This is a genomic window from Noviherbaspirillum humi (assembly GCF_900188095.1).
In the GTDB taxonomy this organism is placed as follows: Bacteria; Pseudomonadota; Gammaproteobacteria; order Burkholderiales; family Burkholderiaceae_D; genus Noviherbaspirillum; species Noviherbaspirillum humi.
In genome coordinates, this window is sequence record NZ_FZOT01000013.1 from 85,155 (window position 1) to 108,923 (window position 23,769).

The 23,769-nt window shown below is 63.3% G+C and carries 20 protein-coding genes; 9 read left to right on the forward strand and 11 right to left on the reverse strand.

Annotated elements, in window-relative coordinates; translation table 11 throughout:
- Positions 1 to 17 precede the first annotated feature (17 nt).
- Complete coding sequence (locus CHB88_RS17120; RefSeq protein ID WP_089400558.1) at positions 18 to 998, reverse strand: Bug family tripartite tricarboxylate transporter substrate binding protein; 981 nt, start codon at positions 996 to 998, stop codon at positions 18 to 20.
- 766 nt (positions 999 to 1,764) lie between these two features.
- On the opposite strand from CHB88_RS17120, the gene otnK reads away from it, so the two are divergent.
- The 3 genes from otnK (at position 1,765) to acnA (ending at position 6,661) form a co-directional block, all read left to right on the forward strand.
- Positions 1,765 to 3,024 (forward strand): 3-oxo-tetronate kinase, encoded by a 1,260-nt coding sequence (otnK, locus tag CHB88_RS17125; RefSeq protein WP_425436120.1) that lies wholly within the window; start codon positions 1,765 to 1,767, stop codon positions 3,022 to 3,024.
- Positions 3,021 to 3,695, forward strand: coding sequence for a class II aldolase/adducin family protein (locus tag CHB88_RS17130; protein ID WP_089400559.1), 675 nt, complete (start codon positions 3,021 to 3,023; stop codon positions 3,693 to 3,695). Before otnK ends, CHB88_RS17130 begins: the two co-directional genes overlap by 4 nt.
- Positions 3,696 to 4,045: 350 nt before the next feature.
- Positions 4,046 to 6,661 carry an aconitate hydratase AcnA gene (gene acnA, locus CHB88_RS17135; RefSeq protein WP_089400560.1) on the forward strand — a complete coding sequence of 872 codons (2,616 nt, stop codon included), beginning with the start codon at positions 4,046 to 4,048 and terminating at the stop codon, positions 6,659 to 6,661.
- Between the two features lie 95 nt (positions 6,662 to 6,756).
- On the opposite strand, the gene CHB88_RS17140 is transcribed toward acnA, so the two are convergent.
- Positions 6,757 to 7,224, reverse strand: coding sequence for a DUF4440 domain-containing protein (locus CHB88_RS17140; RefSeq protein ID WP_089400561.1), 468 nt, complete (start codon positions 7,222 to 7,224; stop codon positions 6,757 to 6,759).
- 343 nt (positions 7,225 to 7,567) lie between these two features.
- Here CHB88_RS17140 and CHB88_RS17145 point away from each other — a divergent pair, with 343 nt between their 5' ends.
- Positions 7,568 to 7,804 carry a hypothetical protein gene (locus CHB88_RS17145; protein WP_089400562.1) on the forward strand — a complete coding sequence of 79 codons (237 nt, stop codon included), beginning with the start codon at positions 7,568 to 7,570 and terminating at the stop codon, positions 7,802 to 7,804.
- Positions 7,805 to 7,961: 157 nt separating this feature from the next.
- Here CHB88_RS17145 and CHB88_RS17150 read toward each other — a convergent pair whose 3' ends face one another.
- The gene (locus tag CHB88_RS17150; protein ID WP_089400563.1) at positions 7,962 to 8,969 is read right to left on the reverse strand and encodes a zinc-binding alcohol dehydrogenase family protein; all 1,008 of its coding nucleotides are present in this window, start codon (positions 8,967 to 8,969) and stop codon (positions 7,962 to 7,964) included.
- Positions 8,970 to 9,103: 134 nt separating this feature from the next.
- On the opposite strand from CHB88_RS17150, the gene CHB88_RS17155 reads away from it, so the two are divergent.
- The 4 genes from CHB88_RS17155 (at position 9,104) to CHB88_RS17170 (ending at position 14,727) form a co-directional block, all read left to right on the forward strand.
- Positions 9,104 to 10,066: a LysR family transcriptional regulator gene (locus CHB88_RS17155; RefSeq protein WP_089400564.1), complete on the forward strand. Its 963-nt coding sequence runs from the start codon at positions 9,104 to 9,106 to the stop codon at positions 10,064 to 10,066.
- A 190-nt stretch (positions 10,067 to 10,256) separates the two neighbouring features.
- A complete protein-coding gene (locus CHB88_RS17160; RefSeq protein WP_245845029.1) occupies positions 10,257 to 10,622 on the forward strand; it encodes a DUF1330 domain-containing protein in 366 nt (121 codons plus the stop codon).
- A 240-nt stretch (positions 10,623 to 10,862) separates the two neighbouring features.
- The gene (gene bla / locus CHB88_RS17165; protein ID WP_089400565.1) at positions 10,863 to 11,747 is read left to right on the forward strand and encodes a class A beta-lactamase; all 885 of its coding nucleotides are present in this window, start codon (positions 10,863 to 10,865) and stop codon (positions 11,745 to 11,747) included.
- 427 nt (positions 11,748 to 12,174) lie between these two features.
- Positions 12,175 to 14,727 carry a sensor domain-containing phosphodiesterase gene (locus CHB88_RS17170; RefSeq protein ID WP_089400566.1) on the forward strand — a complete coding sequence of 851 codons (2,553 nt, stop codon included), beginning with the start codon at positions 12,175 to 12,177 and terminating at the stop codon, positions 14,725 to 14,727.
- A gap of 133 nt (positions 14,728 to 14,860) precedes the next feature.
- On the opposite strand, the gene CHB88_RS17175 is transcribed toward CHB88_RS17170, so the two are convergent.
- On the reverse strand, positions 14,861 to 15,730 hold the full coding sequence (locus tag CHB88_RS17175) for an endonuclease (protein WP_143131332.1): 870 nt from the start codon (positions 15,728 to 15,730) through the stop codon (positions 14,861 to 14,863).
- Positions 15,731 to 16,189: 459 nt separating this feature from the next.
- The gene (locus CHB88_RS17180) at positions 16,190 to 17,434 is read right to left on the reverse strand and encodes an MFS transporter (protein ID WP_089400568.1); all 1,245 of its coding nucleotides are present in this window, start codon (positions 17,432 to 17,434) and stop codon (positions 16,190 to 16,192) included.
- Between the two features lie 138 nt (positions 17,435 to 17,572).
- Between CHB88_RS17180 and CHB88_RS17185 the strand changes: the two genes are divergently transcribed.
- Positions 17,573 to 18,367 (forward strand): AraC family transcriptional regulator, encoded by a 795-nt coding sequence (locus CHB88_RS17185; RefSeq protein WP_089400569.1) that lies wholly within the window; start codon positions 17,573 to 17,575, stop codon positions 18,365 to 18,367.
- Between the two features lie 64 nt (positions 18,368 to 18,431).
- Here the strand turns inward: CHB88_RS17185 and CHB88_RS17190 are convergent, their stop codons facing one another.
- From CHB88_RS17190 to CHB88_RS17215, 6 genes are all read right to left on the reverse strand, one after another.
- The gene (locus CHB88_RS17190; protein WP_245845032.1) at positions 18,432 to 19,670 is read right to left on the reverse strand and encodes a type II toxin-antitoxin system HipA family toxin; all 1,239 of its coding nucleotides are present in this window, start codon (positions 19,668 to 19,670) and stop codon (positions 18,432 to 18,434) included.
- Positions 19,660 to 19,989: a helix-turn-helix domain-containing protein gene (locus tag CHB88_RS17195; protein WP_089400571.1), complete on the reverse strand. Its 330-nt coding sequence runs from the start codon at positions 19,987 to 19,989 to the stop codon at positions 19,660 to 19,662. The genes CHB88_RS17190 and CHB88_RS17195 overlap by 11 nt, the downstream gene beginning before the upstream one ends.
- A 288-nt stretch (positions 19,990 to 20,277) precedes the next feature.
- On the reverse strand, positions 20,278 to 20,886 hold the full coding sequence (locus CHB88_RS17200; protein WP_089400572.1) for a DNA-3-methyladenine glycosylase I: 609 nt from the start codon (positions 20,884 to 20,886) through the stop codon (positions 20,278 to 20,280).
- Between the two features lie 389 nt (positions 20,887 to 21,275).
- Positions 21,276 to 22,055 (reverse strand): metallophosphoesterase, encoded by a 780-nt coding sequence (locus CHB88_RS17205; protein ID WP_089400573.1) that lies wholly within the window; start codon positions 22,053 to 22,055, stop codon positions 21,276 to 21,278.
- A gap of 121 nt (positions 22,056 to 22,176) precedes the next feature.
- A complete protein-coding gene (locus tag CHB88_RS17210; protein ID WP_176442528.1) occupies positions 22,177 to 22,551 on the reverse strand; it encodes a nuclear transport factor 2 family protein in 375 nt (124 codons plus the stop codon).
- Positions 22,552 to 22,816: 265 nt separating this feature from the next.
- On the reverse strand, positions 22,817 to 23,761 hold the full coding sequence (locus CHB88_RS17215; RefSeq protein WP_089400575.1) for a LysR family transcriptional regulator: 945 nt from the start codon (positions 23,759 to 23,761) through the stop codon (positions 22,817 to 22,819).
- Positions 23,762 to 23,769 lie beyond the last annotated feature (8 nt).

Here is a 23,769-nt window from a genome sequence, read left to right on the forward strand (position 1 = left end):
GTGCCGCCCAAGCAGCATCAATCGATCTTGATGTTGGCCGCCTTGACGACTTGCGCCCAGCGCTTGTTCTCAGCCGCAATGAAGGCGGCGAACTCTTCGGGCGACCCTCCGCCGATCTCATTCCCCGGCCCGGTGATCTTGGCCTTCAGATCGGGAAGCGCCAACGCCGCGTTGAACGATTCGTTCAGCTTCTTCACCACGCCGGGCGCCATGCCTTTCGGCCCGATCAAGCCCAGCCAGTTCGACACGGTCGCCTTCGGATAGCCGAGTTCGGCCATCGTCGGCACATCCGGCAGACTGGGCAGGCGCTTTTCGCTGGTGACGGCCAGCGCGCGGGTCCTGCCTGCCTGGATGGACGGCAGGGCGGCGTAGGTTTGCTCGAACATCATGTCGACTTCACCGGCCAGCAGGGCATTGGAAGCAGGCCCTCCGCCCTTGTAAGGGACCGGCAGCAGCGAAATACCGGCTTGCTGCTTGAACAGCTCTCCACTCAGGTGATGTGCGCCGCCCGGGCCGGCGTTGCCTATGGTCAGCGAGTCGGGCTTGGCCTTGGCTGCCGCCACCACATCTTTCAGGGACTTGAAAGGCTTGTCCGTGCGCGTCACCAGGACCAGCGGCGCCTTCTCGATCAGCAGGATGGGCGTGAAATCCTTGAGCGGATCGAAGTTCACCTTCGGGAAAACAAAGGGATTCACGGCGAGCGGTCCCATGGCGCCAATGCCGAGCGTATAGCCGTCCGCGGCCGCGCGCGAAATGAATTCGTGGCCGATATTGCCGCTCGCGCCAGGCTTGTTGTCGATGATGACCGGCTTGCCCAGCATCTTCGAGACCTCGACGCCAAGCTGGCGCGCGCGGACGTCGTTATTGCCGCCGGCGCTGAAAGACACGACGACGGTAATGGGCTTGGCCGGATAGGCGTCCTGGGCGAGCGCCTGTACGGGAAGAGCCAGAGAAGCCAGTCCCAAGGCGGAAAAGCGGATGAAGGTCCGACGCTGCATGTATGTCTCCAGAAAGGTTTTGCACTTTGATGCAATGAAAAGCACGATTGCATTTTAAAGCGTAGAAAACCAAAAAAGCAAGGGGTTGGTGTTTGTTCGTCTGGCAGATTCAGGAATTGAAGAAATTCAATAAAGCAGCCTCTCCTCAAAGAGGAGCCACGAAGTTCATTCGCCACCGCGTCGCCAACAGTTCGGCTTTCATGCGCCTTGTGAGTCCTTGCCAGTGCGGGCTCGCCCGCGAGTCCTGCACGATGCATTGCGGTCTCCTTCCCAACGGTGGCACCAAGGGATTGAAGATTCTGCGCATTGGCCAGCCGGCATGAACGAGCGGCTTGGGCGACGCGGCAGGGCATGCCGAACAGCGTCTGCACGCGCAGCGGCAGCCGTCATCCCGCTGCCGTCCCGGGCGCTGGGCAGCGGCCAGGATTCCTCCAAGCCCGCCCAACCGCGGCCGGCGCAAGTGATGCAGTTCCCGCGGCTCTTCCGCCCGCGGGACCCTTGTTTTTCGCTGGACCTGCTTGAACAGAAAAGATGCGGCGCTTCCCGCCTGTCGATTGCGCCGGCAGACGCACAGGCGCTGTAATATTGGCTTCCTGAGGCGCTGGCGTTATTGCCCATCGCTTTGGGTGCGCCCTGCATGTCTTCGTTCATCCGCGGAGTCAGGTGATCGGCACGCCGACGCCTGCGCCGAGGCGACCGGCGCATGGGCATTGCAGCGCCTCGGCCGCCGGTGCGGCTCATCATTGCCGCGTTCATGGAGAAAACTATGTATCTTGGTTGCATTGCCGACGACTTCACCGGCGCCACCGATCTGGCGAACAATCTGGTGCGCGCGGGGATGAAAGTGGTGCAGACCATCGGCATTCCGTCGTCGCCGCTGCCGGCCGGGGCGGATGCCGTCGTGGTGGCGCTGAAGTCGCGGACCATCCCGGCGCAGGAAGCGGTCTCGCAGTCATTGGCGGCGGCATCGTGGCTGAAGGCGCAAGGGGCAAGCCAGCTTTATTTCAAGTACTGCTCGACCTTCGATTCGACGGATGCAGGCAATATCGGTCCGGTCACCGAAGCGCTGATGGATTTTCTCGCCACGGATTTCACGATCGCCTGTCCGGCATTCCCGGACAACGGCCGCACCTTGTTCAAGGGACATCTGTTCGTCGGTGACGTCCTGCTCAGCGATTCGGGGATGAAGAACCACCCGCTCACGCCAATGACGGATGCGAACCTGGTCCGCGTTCTGCAACGGCAGTCGGCCCGGAAAGTCGGGCTGATCGATTACGCGACCGTCGCCGCCGGCACCGAAGCGATACAGGCGCGTATCGCCCAGTTGAAGCAGGATGGCGTCGGCATCGCCATCGTCGACGCCATTTCCAATGCCGACCTGATCAAAATGGGCCGTGCATTTGCAGCCTTGCCGCTGGTGACGGCCGGATCCGGCGTTGCCATCGGCCTGCCCCAGAACTGGAACATTGCGGCGAATCCCGAGTCTGCGCTGCTGCCGTCCGCATCCGGCGCAAAAGCGGTGGTGTCGGGCAGCTGCTCGACTGCCTCCAACGCTCAGGTCGCTGATTTCATCGCGCGGGGCTGGCCGGCCATGGCAATCGACCCGCTGCAAGTCGCCGGCGGCGTGGATATGGTTGCCAGGGCATTGGACTGGGCGCGTCCACGGCTGGGCGCGACGCCGGTATTGATCTACGCCACCGCCGAGCCTTCCGCGGTGAAGGCGGTGCAGGCAAAGCTCGGGGTGCAGGAGGCCGGCGAGCTGATCGAGAAGACGCTGTCCGCGATCGCGCTCGGTCTGGTGCAAGGCGGCGTGCGGCAATTGCTGGTGGCCGGCGGCGAGACCTCCGGCGCCTGCGTGCAGGCACTCGACATCAAGACCATGCAGATCGGACCGCAGATCGATCCCGGCGTGCCGTGGTGCTTCGCGCATTCTCTCGCTGCGGACAGCGGTGTTCATATCGCGCTGAAGTCGGGCAACTTCGGCACGGTCGATTTCTTCAGCAAGGCATTCGCGCAGTCATCATGACCGACCATGAACAGCATCTGCGGCAGGAGATCTGCCGCGTGGGCAAAAGCCTGTTCGACCGCGGCTATGCGCATGCGACCGCCGGCAACATCAGCGCCCGGCTGCCGCAGGAGCAGGGCGGCGGTTTTCTGATCACGCCCACCGATGCCTGCCTGGGCTTCCTCGAGCCGCAGCGCATTGCCCGCGTCGGCACCGATGGCGTGCAGGTATCCGGCGACCGCGCCAGCAAGACCCTGGTGCTGCACCGGCGGATCTACGAGGCGGATGCCGACGCCGGATGCGTGATCCATACCCACTCGACGCACCTGGTGCAGCTGACGCTTTCCGGCGTCTGGCAGAGCGATGCGATCCTGCCGCCCATTACGCCTTACTTCGTGATGAAGGTCGGCCGCGTGCCGTTGATCGCTTATCAGCGTCCGGGCAATCCGGCGGTCGGCGACGAGGTGGCGGCAAAGATCGCCGGCATGCGGGATGCCGGTACGCCGATCCGTGCGGTCTTGCTGGAGCGGCTCGGCCCCAACGTCTGGCACCGCGACCCGGCATCCGCCATGGCGACCGTGGAAGAGCTGGAAGAAACCGCGAAACTCTGGCTGCAGGCGCAGCCCAGGCCCGAGCCGCTTTCCCTGTCGGCGATCGACGAATTGCGCCAGCATTTCGGGGCCGTCTGGTGACGCCATCGCATCCTGGACGCGGGCGATGGAGCGGCGTCCCCGGCCTTGCCAAAACCGGCTGATTCGATCTCTTCAATACGCTCTTTCTCGCCGCTACTGAGGGAACAGGGGTTCCCGGCCGTTTGAAAGAACGGCAGACTTTTCTTTGGCTGTTTCTGCCTGCTGAAGCGGGGCCATTTCCGGCGCTCTGCAGCAAGAATCCTTACGTCGAACGCATCTGCCTGTTCGCCGAACGAGCACAGATGTAATTAGTGATGTGGAGTGTGCGTCGGACGGTCGATTTATCCAGTTTTCACATTCGGCGTTTGCTTCGGATTGTACTTTTTCCGTAAAAAAGGCAAAATAGGGCCATGAGTCATCCAAGCCCCATTGCAGCTTCCAGCTTGAACGTTGGTGGCGAGCGTTACGCATTTATTGATTTGCCGTCGCGGTTCGGCGCGCGTGTCCACCAGTTGCCCGTGGTACTGCGCATCCTTCTGGAAAACGTGCTGCGCAATACTTCAGGCGCGGAACAGGACGCGGCCGTCGCAGCCTTGTTCGATTGGCTGGAACGAGGCAGCAGCGAAGCCGAGCTTGCGTTCCAGCCCGGTCGGATCCTGATGCACGACACCACGAGTACGCCGGCCCTGGTCGATGTCGCCGCGATGCGGGACGAGGTGGCGGAAGCGGGCGGAGATCCGTCCATCCTGAATCCGGTGCTGCCGGTCGATGTATCGGTCGATCATTCGCTGGCCGTGGAAGCCTATGGCCGTGCGGACGCCGCCGTCATCAACATGGGCCACGAGATCCGGCGCAATGGGGAACGCTACCGTTTCCTGCGCTGGGCTGCGGGCACGCTCAATCATGTGCGCATCCATCCGCCCGGCACCGGCATCATGCATACCATCAACCTCGAACAGCTGGCGACGGTCGTCACGACGCAGGACCTCGATGGCGTGCGATGGGCGGTTCCGGACACGATGATCGGCACCGACAGCCACACGCCGATGATCAACGGCATCGGCGTCCTGGGATGGGGCGTCGGCGGGCTGGAAGCCGAGACGGTGCTGTTCGGCATGCCCACCATGCTGCGCATCCCGGAAGTGGTCGGCGTCAAGCTGACGGGCCGACTCAGGCCGGGCGTGACGGCGACCGACCTGGCATTGACCGTCACCCACCATCTGCGCGAGCTCGATGTGACCGGTTCGTTCGTCGAATTTTATGGCCCCGGGGTCGGCGGCCTGTCGGCCAGCGAGCGCAGCGTGGTCGCCAACATGGCGCCTGAATATGGCGCCACCACCGGCTTCTTCCCGGTCGATGCCGCCACGGTGGACTATCTCCGCATGACGGGCCGCAGCCAGGCCAGCCTCGAACTGGTGGAGCATTATTGCCGCCGCAACGCGATGTGGTTCGATCCTGCCGCGGAGCCGCGCTACACGCGGACCCTGGAAATCGACCTCGCCGGCATTGCCTGGCATGTGGCCGGGCCGCGCCGCCCGCAAGACTTGCTCAACTATGGCGATACCGCAGCCGCCCTGGCGAAGGTCGGCTTCCAACCGGCGCAGGCAGGCGAGCTGCCGAAGCATCCGGTGGCCATCGCCGCCATTACCAGCTGCACCAATACCTCGGATCCCGGACTGCTCATCGCCGCCGGTCTCCTCGCACGCAAGGCGCGCTCGCTCGGCCTGTCGGTCCCGCAATGGGTCAAGACCTCCCTCGCTCCCGGGTCGCCGGCCGCCGCTTCCTATCTGCGGCGAGCCGGCCTGCTGGATGATCTGTCGGCGGTCGGCTTCGACATCGTCGGTTTCGGCTGCACGACCTGCATCGGCAATCCGGGGCCGCTGACCGAACCCATTCGCCAGGCGCAGGATCGGCATGCCAGCAAAGCGGTCGCCATCCTCTCCGGCAACCGGAATTTTCCCGGGCGCGTGCATCCCGACCTGGAGCTGAGCTTCATCATGTCGCCGGCGCTGGTGATTGCCTTCGGCCTGGCCGGCGATGCGGAACGGGATTTGAGCCGGCAGCCGGTGCAAACGACGGCGGCAGGAAAGCCGGTCTATCTCCATGATCTCTGGCCTCAGCCGGAAGAAGTGCGGGCGCATCTAGCACGCGCACTGGCGGCGGAGGATTTCGGCCGCGATTTCGCGCAGGCCAGCGCCAATCCGCTCTGGCACGACCTGGAAGCGCCAAGCACGCCGCGCTTCCCCTGGAGCGAAACGTCCACCGCATTGCGCCGTCCGCCATTCGCTTCCCGGTCTCAGGGGAGCCAACTGGGCAGTTATACGGCCTGGCCGCTGATGGTGCTCGGCGATGACGTCACGACGGACCATATCTCGCCGGCCAGCGCCATCCCGCCGGACAGCCTGGTGGCCGATTACCTGGTGGCGAGGGGGGAGCAGCGAAACGATCTGAATGTGTTCGCATCGCGCCGCGGCAACTGGGAAGTGATGATGCGAGCCGCATTCCATAACAAGACACTGCGCAATCTGCTTGCGCCGGAAGCGCCGGTGGCGCACACCCTGCATGTGCCGAGCGGGGACGTCTTGCCCATATGGGACGTGGCGGAACGCTATCGCGCCGCCGGCGAGCCGGTGGTGGTGCTGGCGGGCGAACGGTACGGCATGGGCTCATCGCGCGACTGGGCCGCCAAGGGACAGCGGCTGCTTGGCATTCGCGCCGTCCTCGCGGTCAGCTTCGAGCGGATTCACCGCTCCAACCTGATCGGCATGGGGATTCTGCCCTTGATGATGCCGGCGGAGATGCACCCGGCCCGGCTGATGCTGCTCCCCGGCGACCGCGTTCAGGTGGATGTGCCCGCCGATGCGCTTCGTCCACGTGCTTCGGTGCCGGTGCACATCATTCGGAAAAACGGAACGACTGAAACGTTCAGCGTCACGGCGGCCGTGGAGACACAACTCGAATGCGAGTTGCTGCGGCACGGTGGCGTCATTCCCAGCATCCTGCGGAAGACCCTGGCAAACGCCTAACACAGGGCAACCGGGCGGATGACCGCAGACGGCTTCCTGCTGTCATCCGCAGCGGCAGAATCCGGCAAATCCTGCAATTCGGGCAGCGGACTTCGCTACTTCTCCGGCATGGCGGAAGAGTGATGGCTTGTGATCAGCCACTGCGATCCATCCCAGGCATAGGAGTACGTGTATCGGGCCGGAACGACTGCGCCCGTTCTCCCGAAGGTGAACGTGTACAACCCGGCGTCCACTGCCGAATTGCACCCCAGGTAAATCCTGCGCGAGTCGATTTTTCCCGACGGGCGGTCGGCGAGGAATTTGCGGAAGTAATCGTCCCTCTCCCCTGAGGTGAGACGCGGCTGGTTCGAGACGGTAGGCAGGAGAATCGCCTGCTCGGCGTAGTTCGCCGTCACCTTCCTCGGGTCTCCAGTCAGCAGGGACTGGTTCCATCGATCGAACAATGCAGCAATTTCCTGTTCCGAAGTTTTCTTGCATCCGTCTGCGCTGGATGCTTGCAAGCCCTGTTTCCCGGCACATCCGGAAAGCGCCAGGGTCAGAAAAATCGCGCCGGCTAGTTTCATGATGGAACTCCTGCGGTCGGATGTGGCGGCTAATGCAGGCTCGCCCTTGGCAAGGCACGCTGAGCACCGATTAACCGGGAGGCGGCGTCGTTAGAAAAAGCGGCAACGACCATACAAAAATAGTCGACCAGTGGAAGAATGCAAAATGAATATGCATCCGAGCGGGCCTTGGCTGTTCGCGTCTGCCGTTTGGCAAGCGCCGGCCGGATCGGCGCGGATCGAACCTGGCTGCCGGGTGTGGCGGTACGTCAAGGCATGCAGTGCGAATCGCCCCCTATACTTCGGGAAGATGCTTGCGACATGTGCCCTTCCTGATAATCCCCCGCGCTTAGGAGAAGCTGCTATGGAACGCCAAATTCTTTCTCCGCAGGAAATTCAACAGTACGTGCAGGTCCGGGTGAACCAGCTGCGTGAAGTGCAGGAGGACGATGCGCATGTATCCGTTCCCTTGCCCGAACCGCGGTCGGCGGGTATCGACGGCTGCAACTGGACCATGCAGATACCGGGCGAGGAAAAGGCCTACAGGCTGGACATCCGCTATATCGTCGAAGAGGCGCAGAAGAGAGTCAATCTTCCCTGAAGGAGGCGGCCCAGGGTAGCCCGGTATCCACGGCCGAGAGGATTCGCAGCGCCTGCGACCTGCCACCGCGAGTCTCTGCTTCCACCGATCGGCATGCTGAAGGAGGGGAGCTTCAACCGATGGCGCCTCCCCGGTGTCAGATCATGCGGCAACGAGTTCAAAACCCTTCAAGCACGATCTTGCCCCGCGCACGGCCGCTTTCGATGAGCGCATGAGCGCGGCGAAGGTTTTCGGCGGTAATGCGTCCAAAGTGTTCGCCCACCGTGGTGCGAAGCGTGCCGGCGTCGACCAGGTCGGCGATCCGATCGAGAATCTCGTGCTGCCGCACCATGTCCGGCGTCTCGAAGAGGGAGCGGGTAAACATCAGTTCCCAGTGCAGCGAGATTGCCTTGCGCTTGAGCGGCATCGCATCCAGCGTGGCCGGATCATCGATGATGCCGAACCGGCCCTGCGGGGCAAGCGCTTCGACGATTTGCGCAAAATGCTTGTCCGTCTGCGTGAGGCTGGCGACGTAACGCACCTGAGACACACCGATGTCCTGCAAGCCGTCCAGCAACGGCCGCGAATGGTCGATGACATCATGCGCGCCCAGTTCCCGCGCCCAGGCCTGCGTTTCCGGGCGCGAAGCCGTCGCGATGACGCGCAAGCGGGTCAGGCGGCGCGCCAGCTGCGTGAGTATCGAGCCGACGCCGCCAGCCGCCCCGATGATCAGGAGGGCCTCGCCCTCGCCGCCGCCTTCCGCCACGCCGAGGCGGTCGAAAAGCAGTTCCCAGGCGGTGAGCGAAGTCAGCGGCAGCGCGGCGGCATGGGCATCGGTCAACGACACCGGCTTGCGGCCGGCGATGCGCTCATCCACCAATCCGTATTCCGCATAGGCGCCGGGCCGCGCGATCGAGCCGGCGTAAAACACGTCGTCGCCGGGTTTGTACAGGGCGACGTCGTGGCCGACGGCCTCCACCGTGCCGACAGCATCCCAGCCCAGCACGCGCGGCCCATCGGTCGGCGACCCCTTGCGCACCTTGGTGTCGACCGGATTGACCGCAATCGCCCGGATCCTGACGAGCAAATCCCGCGGTCCCGGCTCGGGCTTGGGAAGTTCCGCGTCGTAGAGGGAGTTTGGGTTCTCGGCCGGGAGACCATGCTGCGTATAGACGATAGCTTTCATTTCGAGCTCCAGTCAGTGGGAAATCGGCAGGCACGAAAACGGGTTCATGCCTGGCATATGGACCGTATTCTCCACGCTGAAAATTCCATGAAAAACCGGGAAAATGGAGCAACACCTTCACTCTGATAATGAAAATGATCCGGATCGACGACCTCCAGCTTTTCGTGCGCACCGCGGCGCTGGGCAGCTTCTCCAACGCTGCCCGGGAGGCCGACCTGCTGCCGGGACAGGTCAGTGCGGCGATTCAGCGGCTGGAACGCGAACTGGAGATACGGCTCTTTGCCCGCTCTACCCGCAGCCTGAAACTCACGGCGGAAGGCGAGCAGTACCTCCCTTATGCGCAAAAAGTCCTGTCCACCCTCAGCGAAGGAAAAGACTGCCTGCAAGGCGAACGCCGGGAGCTTCGGGGCACGTTGAAGATTTCAGCCCCGTCGGACCTCGGCCGCAACGTGCTGCTGCCGTGGCTGACGGCGTTTCGCGAAGCGCATCCGAAGCTCGTGCTGAAGTTGTCGCTGTCGGACCACGTCACGGACGTGTTCCGGGACCCGGTCGACCTTGCCCTCCGCTATGGCCTGGTCGAACATGCGCGCTATGTGGCATTGCCGCTGGCGGAAAGCAACCGGCGCGTGCTCGTGGCTTCGCCGGATTACCTGGAGCGCCATGGCAGGCCGTCCTCGCTCGACGAACTGGCCATGCACAAGAGCCTGCTCTTCGTGCTGGATGGCCGGGTGTACGACAGGTGGGTTTTTCCGGTCGGCGCCGCGCGCAGACAGGTCACGGTCAAGGGGGAACTGCTTTGCGACGACGCGGACGTCGCTCGGCGCTGGGCGGTCGAAGGGCTCGGCATTGCCTATAAATCCTGGCTCGACGTTTGCCGCGACGTCACGAGTGGACGGCTGGAGATCGTCATGCCGGAGCAGTTGGGCGAACCGGTGCCGCTGCATCTCGTATGTCCGCATCGCCGACAATTCTCTCCCGCTGTGCGATACCTGCATGCCGAGCTCAGGGAGCGAATCGCGCCGCTGCTGGCCGAGTTGAGGCACTACACGAAATTCGACGAACATGGTGCGCTGGAACCGTCCCACGAGCCAAACTGACCATTGCCTGCAATACGGATCCATGCGGTATGTCTGCACGGTTAATCAGCCGGCATGCGAAGAGCCGATGAGCGTTTCGAGTAGAATCGGGCGAGCGCAAGCGCCTTTCGCCGCATCGTCTTTAACATGGCTGGCGCGCGGGCTGCTGCGCCCATGACGGATGCGGCGTTATCTCGGTTCGGACAAAGGCATGAAGGGCAGCCCGCGCCAGCGTCCGCTCTCGATCGCAGGCTTGACCCGTTTCTCCACTTCCAAGGAGTCGACCGCAATGGCTTATGCATATGTCGTTGGCCAGATAACGATTAAAGATGAGACCAAGTGGGCCCGGTATCGGGATCAGGTGCCCGCCACAATCGCGCCGTGGGATGCGGAAATCGTCTTCCGCGGCAAGCAGGCCGCCGTCCTGGCGGGCGCGAATCCGCATCCGGATATTGTCGTCATCCGGTTTCCCAGCATGCGCGCGGCCGACGAGTGGCATGCCTCCTCCCAGTACCAGGCGCTCATTCCGCTGCGACAGGAAGCTGCCGATGTGGTGCTGACTGCGTACGAAGCCTAGGCGGCCGACCCGCGGCTCGGGTAAGGAATCTTCCCTGTGCGACCGCTGGCGCAGTGGCACGGCGGCCACTCAAGCAGCCGTGCGCCTCCCGGGCTGAAAATCAGCACGCCCGCGCAGGATCACCCTGGCCGTTGTCCGGGACGCGGCAACCGGAATGGCGGCGTCAGGTGTCGATGAGGCAATGGCGTTTTCTCGTGCGACAATCCCGCTCCTTTTGCGTTTTCAAAATGAGGTTCATCGATGGCGCACGCACCGAGGCGGCGCAGGCTCCTGCAGGCAGCCGCCTTTGCTTCTCTCGCAGCCGGCGCTGGATGGGCTGGCAGCATGCCGCAGGAACCGGTCGCCATGACACGGCTGGAAGAGTTGGAGAAGGCATTCGGCGGACGGCTGGGGTTGTTCGCGCTCGATACCGGCAGCGGCGCCAGCCTCGGTTACCGCGATGCCGAACGCTTTCCGCTCTGCAGCACCTTCAAGGTGATGGCGGCGGCGGCGCTGCTTCGCGCAAGCGAACGCCGCCCCGGATTGCTGGCGCAGCGGGTGCACTACCGGCAAAGCGATCTGGTTGAATACTCGCCGCTCACGGAAGGCCATGTCGACGATGGCATGACGGTTGCAGCGCTGTGCGCGGCAGCCATCCAGTACAGCGACAATACCGCCGCCAACCTGCTGTTGCAGGTGCTGGGCGGCCCGGACGAGGTCACTGCATTCACCCGTTCCATCGGCGACGCGCGGTTTCGGCTCGACCGGTGGGAAACCGCGCTCAACAGCGCGATCCCGGGCGACCCGCGCGATACCTCCACGCCTGCCGCCATGGCAACCAGCCTGCAGCGCCTAGTCTTGGGCGAGGCATTGGCGCCGGCTCAGCGCAGTCTGCTGCGCGACTGGCTGCGCGGGAACACGACCGGGGCGGCGCGCATCCAGGCAGCCCTGCCGGCTCGATGGATCATCGGCGACAAGACCGGCACGGGCTCATACGGCACGGCGAACGATGTCGCCGTGTTGTGGCCGCTCCGGCGCGCTCCTATCGTCCTTGCCATCTACAGCACCCATCCGCAGGAAGACGCCAAGGGCCGCAGCGACATCGTCGCGGCGGCCGCCCGCATCGCCGTCGACTGGATGGGATGATCGGCGCCGAACCAAGGCATGTCGCTCCAGCTGCCCGGAAGGCGCTGCGCCGGTTTCCCGGCCTGACCCGGTCCGGCAGAGAGCTGTTCGAATGCAATTCGGTCAGCCAACTGCTGTCACGGTTCGCCGATCCTCGAAATCGGTCAATCTCGACGTGCTCGACATGGTCTTGTCCAACGCGCAGTCGTCGATCCGGGCGCGACAGGGAAACAGCCGGCCGTAGCGCGGGCGGCGCGAGCGGCGGTCACTGCCGGGGATGGCGCGTCGCAAGCATTGCTGCCGTGCGGGGGAGTGGCGGACCGGGCATTGGCATTCCAAACCTTGATCTACACTTACATTAAGCGCACGCGCCTGAACTCAGGCGGAAACTTGGTATCGGCATTAAAAATGCAAACAGGGAAGCGCCTCGTTCCATGGAGAAAGGCAGATGAACCATGCCTTAGTCAACGATCCGGACCGCCTTGGTACCTTGCGTGCTCTCCATCTGCTTGATACGCCAGCCGAATCGTTTTTCGACGAAATCGCGCGTTTTGCAGCCCACCTCGCGGGCACGCCGATCGCCACCGTCACTCTGATTGACGAGCAGCGGCAGTGGTTCAAGGCCCGCGTGGGCCTGGAACTGCCCGAGACGCCGCTGGCCATGGCGATCTGTCTCTATACGATCATGTCTTCCGGCATTTATGTCGTCGAGGACACCATGAAGGATCCCACGCACAGCAGCAATCCCCTGGTGACAGGCAGCCCCTACCTGCGTGCGTACGCCGGCGTGCCGCTGCGGATGGAAAACGGCCATGTCATCGGTGCCCTGGCCGTGATGGACACGCGGCCGCGCCGGTTCAGGTCCAGCGTTCTGGAAGGGCTGGTAATGCTGGCGCAGCAGGTGGTGATGCACATTACTCTGCGCCAGCAAAAGCTGGAATTGGAGCTGCAGACGCGCCGCTTGCGCGAAGCGCAGCGCATCGCCGATATTGGCAGTTGGGAACTCGACCTGACGACGCATACTTTCCAGATCTCGGAGCAGGTGTACCGCATCTACGGCGTTTGGCATGCAGAGCCTCAAGCGCCGCTGATTCCGCTGGACCGGTATCTGGACTACGTCCACCCAGACGACTTGGCGTCGGTGCAGCGGGCGCTGGAAGATGCGCGCAGCGGCGTGCGGCCGATGGACATCGTGCATCGCATCGTGCTTGCCGATGGCAGCGTGCGCCATGTGCGCCAGCATGCGGAGCTGATCCGGAGCCTGGACCAGCATCTGGCCCTGGCCGGCACCGTTCACCACGTCACTGAGTTGATTGAAAAGCAGGCGAAGCGGGAGTTGCTGGAAGAGTGCATCGAGCGGGTCAGCGATACGGTCATGATCACCGAGGCATCGCCGCTGGACGAGCCCGGGCCGAGAATCGTATTCGTGAACAAGGCGTTTGAAAACACCACCGGATACCGGCGCGATGAAGTGCTGGGACGCTCACCCCGTTTTCTGCAGGGGCCCGGCACGCAGCGCTGCGAACTCGATCGCGTGGGAAATGCGTTGCGACACTGCCTGCCGGTACAGTCGGAGCTCATCAATTACACCAAGCGGGGAAAGCCATTCTGGGCGCAGCTGGACATTGCGCCCGTGGCAGTCCGCTCAGAAACGCCCACGCATTTCGTTTCGGTGCAGCGCGACGTCACGCGCCGCAAGGAAGATGAGCATTACATCAGGCAGCTCGCGTTCTATGATGCGCTGACCGGCCTGCCCAACCGCAGGCTCCTGATGGACCGTCTGGCGCACGCGCTGCAGATCGCGTTGCGCCATGCCCAGTCCGGCGCCGTCATGTTCATCGACCTGGACAACTTCAAGACGTTGAACGATACGATGGGGCATGACAAGGGCGATATCCTGCTGACCCTGGTGGCGCAGCGGCTCCAGCGCTTCGTGCGCAAGAGCAATACCGTCGCGCGCTTCGGCGGAGACGAGTTCGTCATCCTGCTGGAAGACCTCGATCCCCAATCCGACATGGCGGCCACCCAGGCGCGCATCCTCGGCGAAAAGATTCTCGGTGCGTTTCAAGTGCCCTTCGACGTGGCTGGCTACAGGCATAGCTGCACGCCCAGCATCGGGGTGGCGCTCTTCAACGGCGAGCCGGTCGGCCCGGATGAAATCCTCAAGCGCGCCGACGTCGCCATGTACGAGGCGAAGGCGAGCGGCCGCAACGGCCTGCGCTTTTTCGACAAGGGCATGCAATGCCGGGTCAACAAGCGCGCCGCACTCGACCGCGACTTTCGCAAGGCGCTGCAGGCCGGCGAATTCGTGCTGCATTATCAACCTCAGGTCGACCAGTCGGGCCAGATGATCGGCGTCGAAGCGCTGGTGCGCTGGCGCCATCCGCATCGCGGCTTGCTTTATCCCTCGGAATTCATGTGGATCGCCGAAGACAGCAACCTGATCGTCGAGCTCGGAGACTGGGTGCTGGGACAGGCTTGCCGGCAGATGGCGCTCTGGCAGCGCCGCGCGGGCAGGCCGGTGCCAGGCATCTCGGTAAACGTCAGCGCGCGGCAGTTCCATCATCCGGAGTTTTTGCCACGCACGATCGATGTGCTGCGGGCGGCCGGCGTCGACCCTCGGTCGCTCAAGTTGGAGCTGACGGAAAGCACGCTGGTGGATCGGATCGATGACACGGTGGCCAAGATGGATACGCTGAAAAGCTGGGGCGTCAGGTTTTCGCTGGATGACTTTGGCACCGGTTATTCATCGCTGGCGTACCTGAAGCGGCTGCCGATCGACGAGGTGAAGATCGACCGTTCCTTCATACAGGATATCCTGTGCAACCAGGACGATGCAGCAATATCGCAGACGATCATTTCCCTGTGCCAGATCCTCGGCTTGAATGTCATGGCGGAAGGCATTGAAAACGAGAGCCAGCGCGACCTGCTGGCGAAGCAGGGCTGCAAATACTATCAAGGCTACCTGATGGGCCGGCCGGTGCCGCCGGAGCTTCTGTAGGAGTCCATCGGGCCTGTGCAAGCAGCGGCACCCAGCATCGTCTCAATGACCAAGGGATGGACGTCATTGTTCCGACAGCACGACAGAACCTGTCTGACGTGAACGTTATTGCAGCACAACGGAGGCTTGCAGGCTAAGCCGCATCTTCATGAGGCGCAAACGTGGAACTGCGAATCTCGCGCTCGCTGCGGCTGATTTGCAGGTCAACACGCGTCAGCAAGCCGGCGGCCAATGGTGCGGACAGTATCTTGAACGTGTCCACATCCAGCCGGGTTCGGTTGGGCAGCTTCAGCACGGGCAGGTCTTCCGACAAGCTTCCGAGATAGGCCCAGCGGTCGACCACATGCACCTGATGCAGCCGGCCATCGTTTTCGACGACACCGATCGGCCCTTCATAAGGCCATGCATATTGATCGAGCTGCCTCAAGGCTTTCAGCACGCGGCGCCTGTGCGCCAGGGGCGTTTCCAACCCGACGCAGGCGCCGCGGCAATGGCCGAGCTGATGGGCGAAACATGCGCGCCCGAGCGTTGTCTTCTCGATGCCGAGCAGCGAAGGGCAAAGCCCATGACGCTTGATCTGCGCCCGCCATCCCGCTTCCGCCGTCCTGCGTGAAGCGAAAAGACCATGAACGCGATCGCGGCCGGCGTCTTCATAATCGACCACGTGTGGCTGCAGGCTTCCTTTGGGGAGATATAACGCATAAGCCGGTGCCGCAGACTTCAGCAACACGTTGTATGGTGGTTGCCACTTCTTGATGAGCTGCGATTCAAGGAGCAATGCGCCAATCTCGCCCGCTGTGCGGATGAAATCGACGCGCCGCGTCGCGCGCAACAAGGCGCGTTCCTGCGGCGTGCGCAGATGCGCCTGCACGCGGGCGCGGATGTTGACGCTTTTTCCGATATAGAGAGGGGTGCCTCGCGCGTCGAGAAAGCGGTAGACGCCCGCGCTTGCCGGCAAGGCTTCCAGGCTTGCGGGATCGATACTGCGGATGGAAGCGGTCAATGCCGTGTCTTGCGATGCAGGGCGCGGGATCAAGAGACCGATCGAGCTGATCCGTACGTGCATTATCTGGTTTCTGTTGCCATATATGCCATGGCATGGCTGCCGGCATAAAAAAGTTGCCTCGAAGGCGGAAAGCGTGATCTGACTTCGAGGCGAATCCTGGCCAATGGTTCATCGCGATGCGGCAGGAGAAGCGATTCTTGCCTCGATTTGAATGCGCGACAAGATCGATAACGGCGCCGTTCATGCGTGCGCTGGGGATGCCGCGGCGATCAGCACGTTGGACAAGCTCGCCCGCAGACTTCGCCGCCCGGTACCAAGGTTCAGATACGCGGCCTGAACCGGGCCGCTGCCGCGTCGTGATCAGGCTTGCGGCTTGCGGCGTGCGGCAAGGACGGCGAAAGCGAAATCGCGCCAGGTCACTATTCAACCGAATGACGCCGCTGCGGCCGGCACCCGTCACATCCGCTGTCGTCCCTTGGGCAACAGCACGGCGGCCAGTCCCAGCAAGGGCAGATAGGCAATGGTCTGATACACGAACCCGATGCTGGTCCGGTCGGCGAACAGGCCCAGCACCGCCGCACCGAGGCCGCCCATGCCGAAGGCGAAGCCGAAAAACAGCCCGGAGACCGTGCCTACCTTTCCCGGCATCAGTTCCTGGGCATAGACCAGGATGGCGGAAAAGGCCGAGGACAGCACCAGGCCGATCATGATGGTCAATGCCGTGGTCCAGAACAGGTTTGCATGGGGCAGCAGCAGCGCAAAGGGTGCCACCCCGAGGATCGAGATCCAGATCACCGGCTTGCGGCCGATGCGGTCGCCGACCGGTCCGCCGAGCACCGTGCCCACGGCCGATGCGAACAGGAAGTAGAACAGGTGCATCTGTGCGTTCTGCACGCTCAAGCCGAAGTGCTCCATCAGATAGAACGTGTAGAAGCTGCTCAGTCCGGCCATGTAGAAATACTTGGAAAAGATCAGCACCAGCAGGACCGCGATGGCGCCGATCACCACCTTGCGCGGGTAGGGCGACGCGGCTGCCTGTTTGCGGCCGGCAGGCTGGCCGGCATGGTGCCGCGCATACCAGCGGCTCACCTGGAGCAGCAGGCCGACGCCGAGCAGGGCGACCAGCCCGAACCAGGCCACGCTGCGCTGGCCGTGCGGCACGATCACGGCCGCCGCCAGCAGCGGCCCGATGGCGGTGCCGAGGTTGCCGCCCACCTGGAACATCGACTGGGCGAAGCCATGCTGGCCACCCGACGCCAGGCGGGCGATGCGCGACGACTCCGGATGGAAGATGGACGATCCGATGCCGATGCAGGCGGCCGCCAGCAGCACGATGCCCAAGCTGGGCGCCATGGACAGAAGCAGCAGGCCGACCAGCGTGGAGAGCATGCCGAAAGGCAGCGAGTAGGGCCGCGGCCGGCGGTCGGTGATCAGGCCGACCATCGGCTGCAGCAGGGAGGCGGTGAGCTGATAGGTCAAGGTGATGAGGCCGACCTGGGCAAAGCTCAGCGACAGCCCGGTTTTCAGGATGGGATACAGCGCCAGTATCAACGACTGCATCATGTCGTTGACCATGTGGGCGCAGCTGATGGCGCCCAGGATGCCGAACGTCGGTTTCGCTTTCTGGGCGCCGGCAGCGGGAACCGCGGCGATGTCGGGAGCGCTGGCGCTGGCGGCGCTTGCCTTGGCTGAAGTGTTCATGCGGGAATTCCGGGGTTTGTGCAGCCGGTCTCGGGAAATGGACTGCCCGGGCCGGCACGTGCTAGAAAAGATTGAATTATGCGATGATGCGGCATGCCTGTCTTGCGGCATTCGACCATTAATCTTTGAGAAAAAGACATGGGAACCCAGCCCAGACCGAAGGCGCTTTCCGAGGCGCTCCAGGAAATCGAGGGCGCCTCGTCGCCCGTGACCGGCCGCCCGACCGACTACCCCGCAGGCTGGCACATCAAGCCGCATGCGCATTCCAAGCATCAGCTGATCTATGCCGTGCGCGGCGTGATGGTCGTGAAAGCCGAAGCCGGGCAATGGGTCGTGCCGCCGACCCGCGCCATCTGGATGGCGGCCGGCATGACGCACGAGATCCGATGCGTTGGCGAAGTGCACATGCGCAGCCTGTTCGTCGCCCCCGGCGCTGCGCGCACGCTATTGGCGGGAACGCAGGCGGTCGCCATACCGCCGCTGCTGCGCGAACTCATCCGGGCGGCGATGGAAGTGCCGCAGCCCTATGAGGCGGCCAGCCGGGACGGCCGCCTCATGCGCCTGATCCTCGATGAGCTGCACGTCCTGCCGGTGCTTCCCCTGCATCTGCAAACGCCGTCCGATCCGCGGCTGCTCCGGATCTGCGAATCGCTGCAGCAGCGTCTGGACGACGCTTCCACCCTGTCCGATTGGGCCAGGAGCCTGGCAGTGGACGTCAAGACCATCCAGCGCCTGTTCGTGAAGCAGACCGGCATGACCTTCGGACAATGGCGGCAGCAGGCGCGGCTGTTGCGCGCCCTGGAACTGCTGGCCACCGGTGAAAAGGTCATCGATGTCGCCCTGGCGCTCGGCTACGACAGTCCCAGCGCCTTCTCCACCATGTTCCGCAAGCAGTTCGGCCAGACCCCGAGCCAGTTCTTCGCGCAAGGATGATGCAGCGGCCGTTCCGGCCGAGTCGAAAGCCGCCTCGCGCGGATTTCGGATTTCTTTTCGCCGGTCAGCGCAGCAGGGCCAGATTGTCTTGCAGGCGCGGCTGCAGCAGGTCCCGCAGCTCAGGGCTGAGCAGGCCTTCGACCCGGGTGAAGCCGGCGCCAATCCGGTCGAGCAGGGCGTCCAGGTGCGCGCTCGCCTCATCCAGGGTTTTGAAGCCGAAGCGAATCGCATCCGCCAGCGCCGCTTCTCGGGAAATATCGAACCGCCCCATCGACAGCTGCATGGTCAGCGCGCGTGGGGCTTCGACGGGATTGGGCACGACGTCGAAGGCCGGCGCCAACCGCCAGCGGTTCTCCTGCGCGTGGTACATGGCCGCATGGTTCCGCGGGTGGTCGTCGTCATTGCCGGCCACGGCATTGAACACCATGCGGTCAAAGAGCTCGACGCGGTCCGCAAGAGGCGCGCCGATGCGCTTGAGCTCTTCCGCCAGGCGCGGATAGCTCCAGCGCGCCGATTCTTCGGGGCCGATGAACGGGTACTCGGTCTGCAGCAGGGAAGCGCCGCTTACCGCCATAAAACGCCGCTTGCCCAGGCGGTCGAAGCGCAGCACCCGCACCACGGAAAGACCGTCGCCGAGCGCGTGATGCACCGTTTCCGCAAAATTCAGCCCGCAAGCCCGTCCCCACTGCTGGGCAACGTGCTCCAGCAACGGGATGTCGGCCGCGTCCGTGGGCAAAAAAGGCTTCACCAGCCAGTAGCGGTCCGCATCCTGTATCGTGGTCTTCGGGCGCGCGCCGCCCAGGCTTGGCGTGGCTACCAGGCGCTGCCGCAGACGGGCGTCCAGCGCCGGCCGGCGTTCGAAGAGGGCGATCAGCTCGCGGCTCAGGGCCTCCAGCATGGGCAGGCGCGGACTCGACAGCGCGGCCACCGATGGTGTGGCCGACGGCCCCACCGCCAGGGCCCCCCAGCGGTCGACATTGCCGGCCAGCGCCAGATAGCGGGAATCGTGCGCATCCGCCGGCAGATTGTGCTGGCGCTGCAACAACATCTTGCCCCAGGCGTCCGGGCAAGCGTCGCGCAGGACATCATGCAGCCCGCGGTAGCGCCGCGCTTCCCAGTCCCTGCCGGGGAGATAGGGCAGGTTGACCGGATCGATCGTCCAGGCATGGCCTGCCGCCTCATAACTCGGCGCGTACCTGAACCGGCCGATCTCGGACTCGCCATCCAGCTTGTAGCGGCCCACCGTGACCCAATCGCCGGTGTCCGGCCGCTGCAGGTAGACGTAGAGCGGCTTAGAAGTCATCGTCATCCTCCGCGACCGCATGCTGCCGCCTCGCCCGGCTGCGGCCCGTCGGCGCCCACAGTTCCGGCGGCAGGGCCGGCACGACCAGGTCCAGCAGACCGAGCACGTAGAGCGCGGAGAAATACAGCCCGATGCCAGGGCGGCTGTCACCGCTTTCCAGCCGGCGCAAGGTGTTGTCCGAAATTCCCATCCTTTCGCACAAGTCCGCCCTGCGCATCTGCTGGACGAGACGCTGGTTCCTGATGCAGCCGCCCCACTGACGCAAGCGCTCCTGCACCAAGGTTGGCACGGCATCATGCGGCAAGATTTTTTTCGGCATAAAAACCCTCCATAGAATGATTATTATAACGATTAAGTCTCATTCTATGGAGTTTTATGAAGCTTTAATTATGCTATAGATTGAGCGTTATTGAGGATAAAATGAAATCTATGGCGGATTCAGATGAGGTTCCCGAAGTGCCTCGATCTGCAAAACAGCCGTCGTCAAGGATTCGCTTGCTTGATCTGGTCAAGCCCCCGGGACAGACCACGATTCTTGGCTGCCTGCCGTGGAAAGCGGCGCGGCGCCGAACCTGCCTCCGGTGAGATGGTGTCCGCAGGCAGGCTCTTACCCCGGCCGAGCAAAGCGTTTTCGGGCATCTTGCACCCGGGCCCTGATCACGCAGTCTTCCGCATGATCATTGATCAGCCCCATTGCCTGCATGAAGGCATAGACGGTCGTCGGCCCGACGAACTTCCAGCCCTGCTTCTTCAATTCCTTGGAAAGCGCCACCGATTCCGGCGAGGTTGTCACGGTCTGCGGGCGTGGCAGCGATGCCGCATCGGGTTCAAATCGCCATAGGAAGGCTGCCAGCGATCCTTCGCGCCCGACCAGCTCCTGGGCACGCTGGGCGTTGTTGATCACGGCTTCAATCTTCCCGCGGTGCCGAATGATTCCCTCGTCCTGAAGCAGGCGGTCGACATCGCGCTGCGTGAAGCGAGCGATCCGGTCGAAGTCGAAGCGATGAAACGCCTTCCGGAAATTCTCGCGCTTGGCAAGAATGGTGCGCCAGCTCAAGCCGGACTGGAAAGCTTCCAGGCTCAATTTCTCGAACAGGCGCTGATCATCGCCCACTGGAAAACCCCATTCAATGTCGTGATAGGCGAGAAACTCCGGCGCCGCGCTGCACCACTGGCAGCGCAGCTTGCCGTCGGGACCTGTAATGGTGGTACTCATGGTGGGTTATAGCCTTTCCTCAGTAAGCAATGCAGGGCCTGCAGGGTTGGCCGCAGTGCAGCAGCATGCAGGCGCCCCGGCCATGGAAACGTCCGACACGGGCGCGCGCTGGAAGCCACGATGCAGAAGGCGCAGGCAACGGCAAGGAAGATTGCCCACAAAGCGACCGCGAAAATGCCTTCTCCACCGAGGCCGACAGCGACGCCCGCATGCGGTTGAATGCCGGCAATTGTGCCTGCAAAGGCAGGAAGACGCTCAAGGGCGAGAGAAACCGAGACCTGCAACCCGTCGCCCCCAAACCAGGCCATCACCGCGAAAGCCTGGGCGCAAGCGCGCAACCGGCGGGCGGCCGCCGGTCCACGAGTCCGCGGCAAAAGCGCGGAAGGCGCCTACACCAGCACAACGCGATTCGGATCGAAGCCGCCGTTCTCGGCCGCGCCGTTTCGCATCCGGTAGCCAAGCGGATTGCAGACGACTTGGCACTTGCCGATGCGGTAATCGAGGCTATCGTGGGTATGGCCGTGGATCCAGACGTCCGCCATGGCGGCCAGATCATCCAGGTTGGATGCGAAAGCCGCGGAAGAGGATGCATTCTCATACGGCGCGACGATGGACGTCTTCGAGGGAGCCATATGCGTCAGCACTACCGTCCGGCCAGAGAAGGGTTGCAGCAGCTTCTTTCTCAGCCAGGCTTTCTGCTGCTCATGGAGACGTATCGTGTCCGTCGGATCCAGGAACCCGTCATCGGCGATCCGGACTTTGATGCGGCGGTAATCGTTCATGACTGCACGTGCCTCATTCAGGCAGGCATCGCGGCGCCCGGCACCGAAAAGACGAAAGTCGGTCCACAGGGTGCAGCCGAGGAAGCGCACATCACCGATCACGACTTCATCACGATTCAAATAGCGAACGTTCGGATGCCGGGCGCAGGCTTCACCGATTGCCCGATCCGTCTCGTCGACGGCGCCGCCGTACATCTCGTGGTTGCCGCTCACATACAGAACGGGCAAGCCCGGAAACCGCGCGGCTGCCCAGCCGGGAGCGTGAGCGCCGGCATGGATGTCTCCCGCCAGCAGGACGGCATCGGGCCGGCTGGCGGCTAAGTCGAAGCGAAGGGCATCTTCGCCCCAGACTTCAAGGTGAAGATCCGACAGCACTAGCAGACGCACGGCGTTCCTTGCGCGTGATTGACTGCATGAGCAGACCGCGCAAACACGGCCAAAGTTTTCGAGCGGGCTTCCTCAGGCGATCACGACGATGGGCTCATGCCTGCACTGCACGCGGCGCAGCTCAGCCTGGGGACATCGCCTGGGCCAGCTCCGACCGCACCAGCGAGGTATCGTAGAAGGTCGTCATCTTTCTGATTTTTGTCCGGTCTGGCGTAAATTCGAACAGTGACATCCCGCCGAACTCGATCGTCTTGTCATTGTTGAGCAGCCACCGATAGCGGGAATGGATGGCGATCGTGATGTCGCCATTCAATGCCTGAAATACGTTCTGGACCTCAACCGTTGATCTCTTGACATTCTCGAACAGCCATTCGTGATAAGGCCTGACCTTGCAGGTACCCCTTAACGGCGTTTCGATGACGGCATCCGGCGCAAACATCGACAGAATCGCATCCAGGTTGCGCTCCTTTACCGCTATGCGGTATTTCAGGCTCAAATCGAACGCATACATAATCGTTTTTAATCCAAAAAATCCGGTGGGTTGCGCGCACCCGCGATCGGTGAAAGGCCGAGAGACTTGGGCAAACGGCGTGAGCCAAGCAGATGCTGGCGTTGCAAGCGCAGGCTTTCCTAAACAGCAATAACTTGGCTGAAACGAGCCGTGAGAAAACCGAAAACGATAGCGTTGTTTGTGCGCAAAGTCAAAACCGGCTAATCACGTGAACCGATGACCGGCTCACCAACTCGGCCACGCCGGAGCATCAGCGCCTCACCCATCCGTCAGCGCCGCCTCCAGGCGCATCCGATTCCTCCAGATGGGTGACGGCCAGCTCGGCGATGAAGTTGCGCAGCGCAAGCACGCGCTGGCTGCCCTTGAGGTCGCGGTGATAGACCAGCCAGAGCCCGTTCGAAGGAAGCGCGATCGGCACCGGGATGCGCGCCAGCGCCGGGTCGCGGTCGGCGACGAAGCAGGGAAGCAGGCCAATCCCGAGACCCGCGCGTATCGCGGTGTACTGCGCCTGCATGCTGTTGCAGGCAAACAGCGGGCGCTTGCCGCCGAAGGCGCTGGCAATCCAGCGCGCCACCGGCAGGTTCGCGGCGGCCTCGTCCCAGGACACATAGTCCATCTCCTGCCAGGCGGCGGCCTTGGCGCTCACGCTCTCGACGGCGCGCCTTTCGCCATACATGGCGAAGCGCAGGTCCCCGATCCGGTTGGCGACATAGTCGCCGGCATCGTCATCTTCGCTCGGCGGCACCACGCGCAGCGCCAGGTCGGCTTCCCGCCTCGTCAGATTCGCACGCACCAGCGCGACCACGATCTCGACCTGCAGGCGCGGATAGGCCGAGTGGAATTGCGGCAGGTTGGGTACCACCAGGTGCAGCGCCAGCATTTCGGTGGTCGCCAGCCGTACCTGTCCCGACATCTGCCGCTGCGCTGCCTGGGCGGCGCTGCGCTCGGTAGCCATGACCGCCTGTTCGACCTGCTCGGTGCGGCTGAACAGCGCGCTGCCGTCATCCGTCATCGCGTAGCCGGTCTGGTGCCGCACGAACAAGGTGTTGCCCAGCTTTTTTTCGAGCGACGCAATATGGCGCGATACCGTCGATGGACTGGTGTCCAGGGACGCTGCCGCGCCGGTCAGCCCGCCATGCCGGGCCACGGCGAGAAAATACTTGAGGTCATTCCAGTCGAAGTCCGAGTTTTTCATTTATGGAA

Bases quoted from the DNA above. Each gene is read 5' to 3' on its own strand.
- CHB88_RS17190 (WP_245845032.1), bottom strand. From the start codon at position 19,670: ATGACTTCTAAGCCGCTCTACGTCTACCTGCAGCGGCCGGACACCGGC.
- CHB88_RS17215 (WP_089400575.1), bottom strand. From the start codon at position 23,761: ATGAAAAACTCGGACTTCGACTGGAATGACCTCAAGTATTTTCTCGCC.
- CHB88_RS17180 (WP_089400568.1), bottom strand. From the start codon at position 17,434: ATGAACACTTCAGCCAAGGCAAGCGCCGCCAGCGCCAGCGCTCCCGAC.
- CHB88_RS17160 (WP_245845029.1), top strand. From the start codon at position 10,257: ATGAAGGGCAGCCCGCGCCAGCGTCCGCTCTCGATCGCAGGCTTGACC.
- CHB88_RS17170 (WP_089400566.1), top strand. From the start codon at position 12,175: ATGAACCATGCCTTAGTCAACGATCCGGACCGCCTTGGTACCTTGCGT.
- CHB88_RS17120 (WP_089400558.1), bottom strand. From the start codon at position 998: ATGCAGCGTCGGACCTTCATCCGCTTTTCCGCCTTGGGACTGGCTTCT.
- CHB88_RS17130 (WP_089400559.1), top strand. From the start codon at position 3,021: ATGACCGACCATGAACAGCATCTGCGGCAGGAGATCTGCCGCGTGGGC.
- CHB88_RS17150 (WP_089400563.1), bottom strand. From the start codon at position 8,969: ATGAAAGCTATCGTCTATACGCAGCATGGTCTCCCGGCCGAGAACCCA.
- CHB88_RS17185 (WP_089400569.1), top strand. From the start codon at position 17,573: ATGGGAACCCAGCCCAGACCGAAGGCGCTTTCCGAGGCGCTCCAGGAA.
- CHB88_RS17200 (WP_089400572.1), bottom strand. From the start codon at position 20,886: ATGAGTACCACCATTACAGGTCCCGACGGCAAGCTGCGCTGCCAGTGG.
- acnA (WP_089400560.1), top strand. From the start codon at position 4,046: ATGAGTCATCCAAGCCCCATTGCAGCTTCCAGCTTGAACGTTGGTGGC.
- otnK (WP_425436120.1), top strand. From the start codon at position 1,765: ATGTATCTTGGTTGCATTGCCGACGACTTCACCGGCGCCACCGATCTG.
- bla (WP_089400565.1), top strand. From the start codon at position 10,863: ATGGCGCACGCACCGAGGCGGCGCAGGCTCCTGCAGGCAGCCGCCTTT.
- CHB88_RS17155 (WP_089400564.1), top strand. From the start codon at position 9,104: ATGATCCGGATCGACGACCTCCAGCTTTTCGTGCGCACCGCGGCGCTG.
- CHB88_RS17140 (WP_089400561.1), bottom strand. From the start codon at position 7,224: ATGAAACTAGCCGGCGCGATTTTTCTGACCCTGGCGCTTTCCGGATGT.
- CHB88_RS17145 (WP_089400562.1), top strand. From the start codon at position 7,568: ATGGAACGCCAAATTCTTTCTCCGCAGGAAATTCAACAGTACGTGCAG.
- CHB88_RS17195 (WP_089400571.1), bottom strand. From the start codon at position 19,989: ATGCCGAAAAAAATCTTGCCGCATGATGCCGTGCCAACCTTGGTGCAG.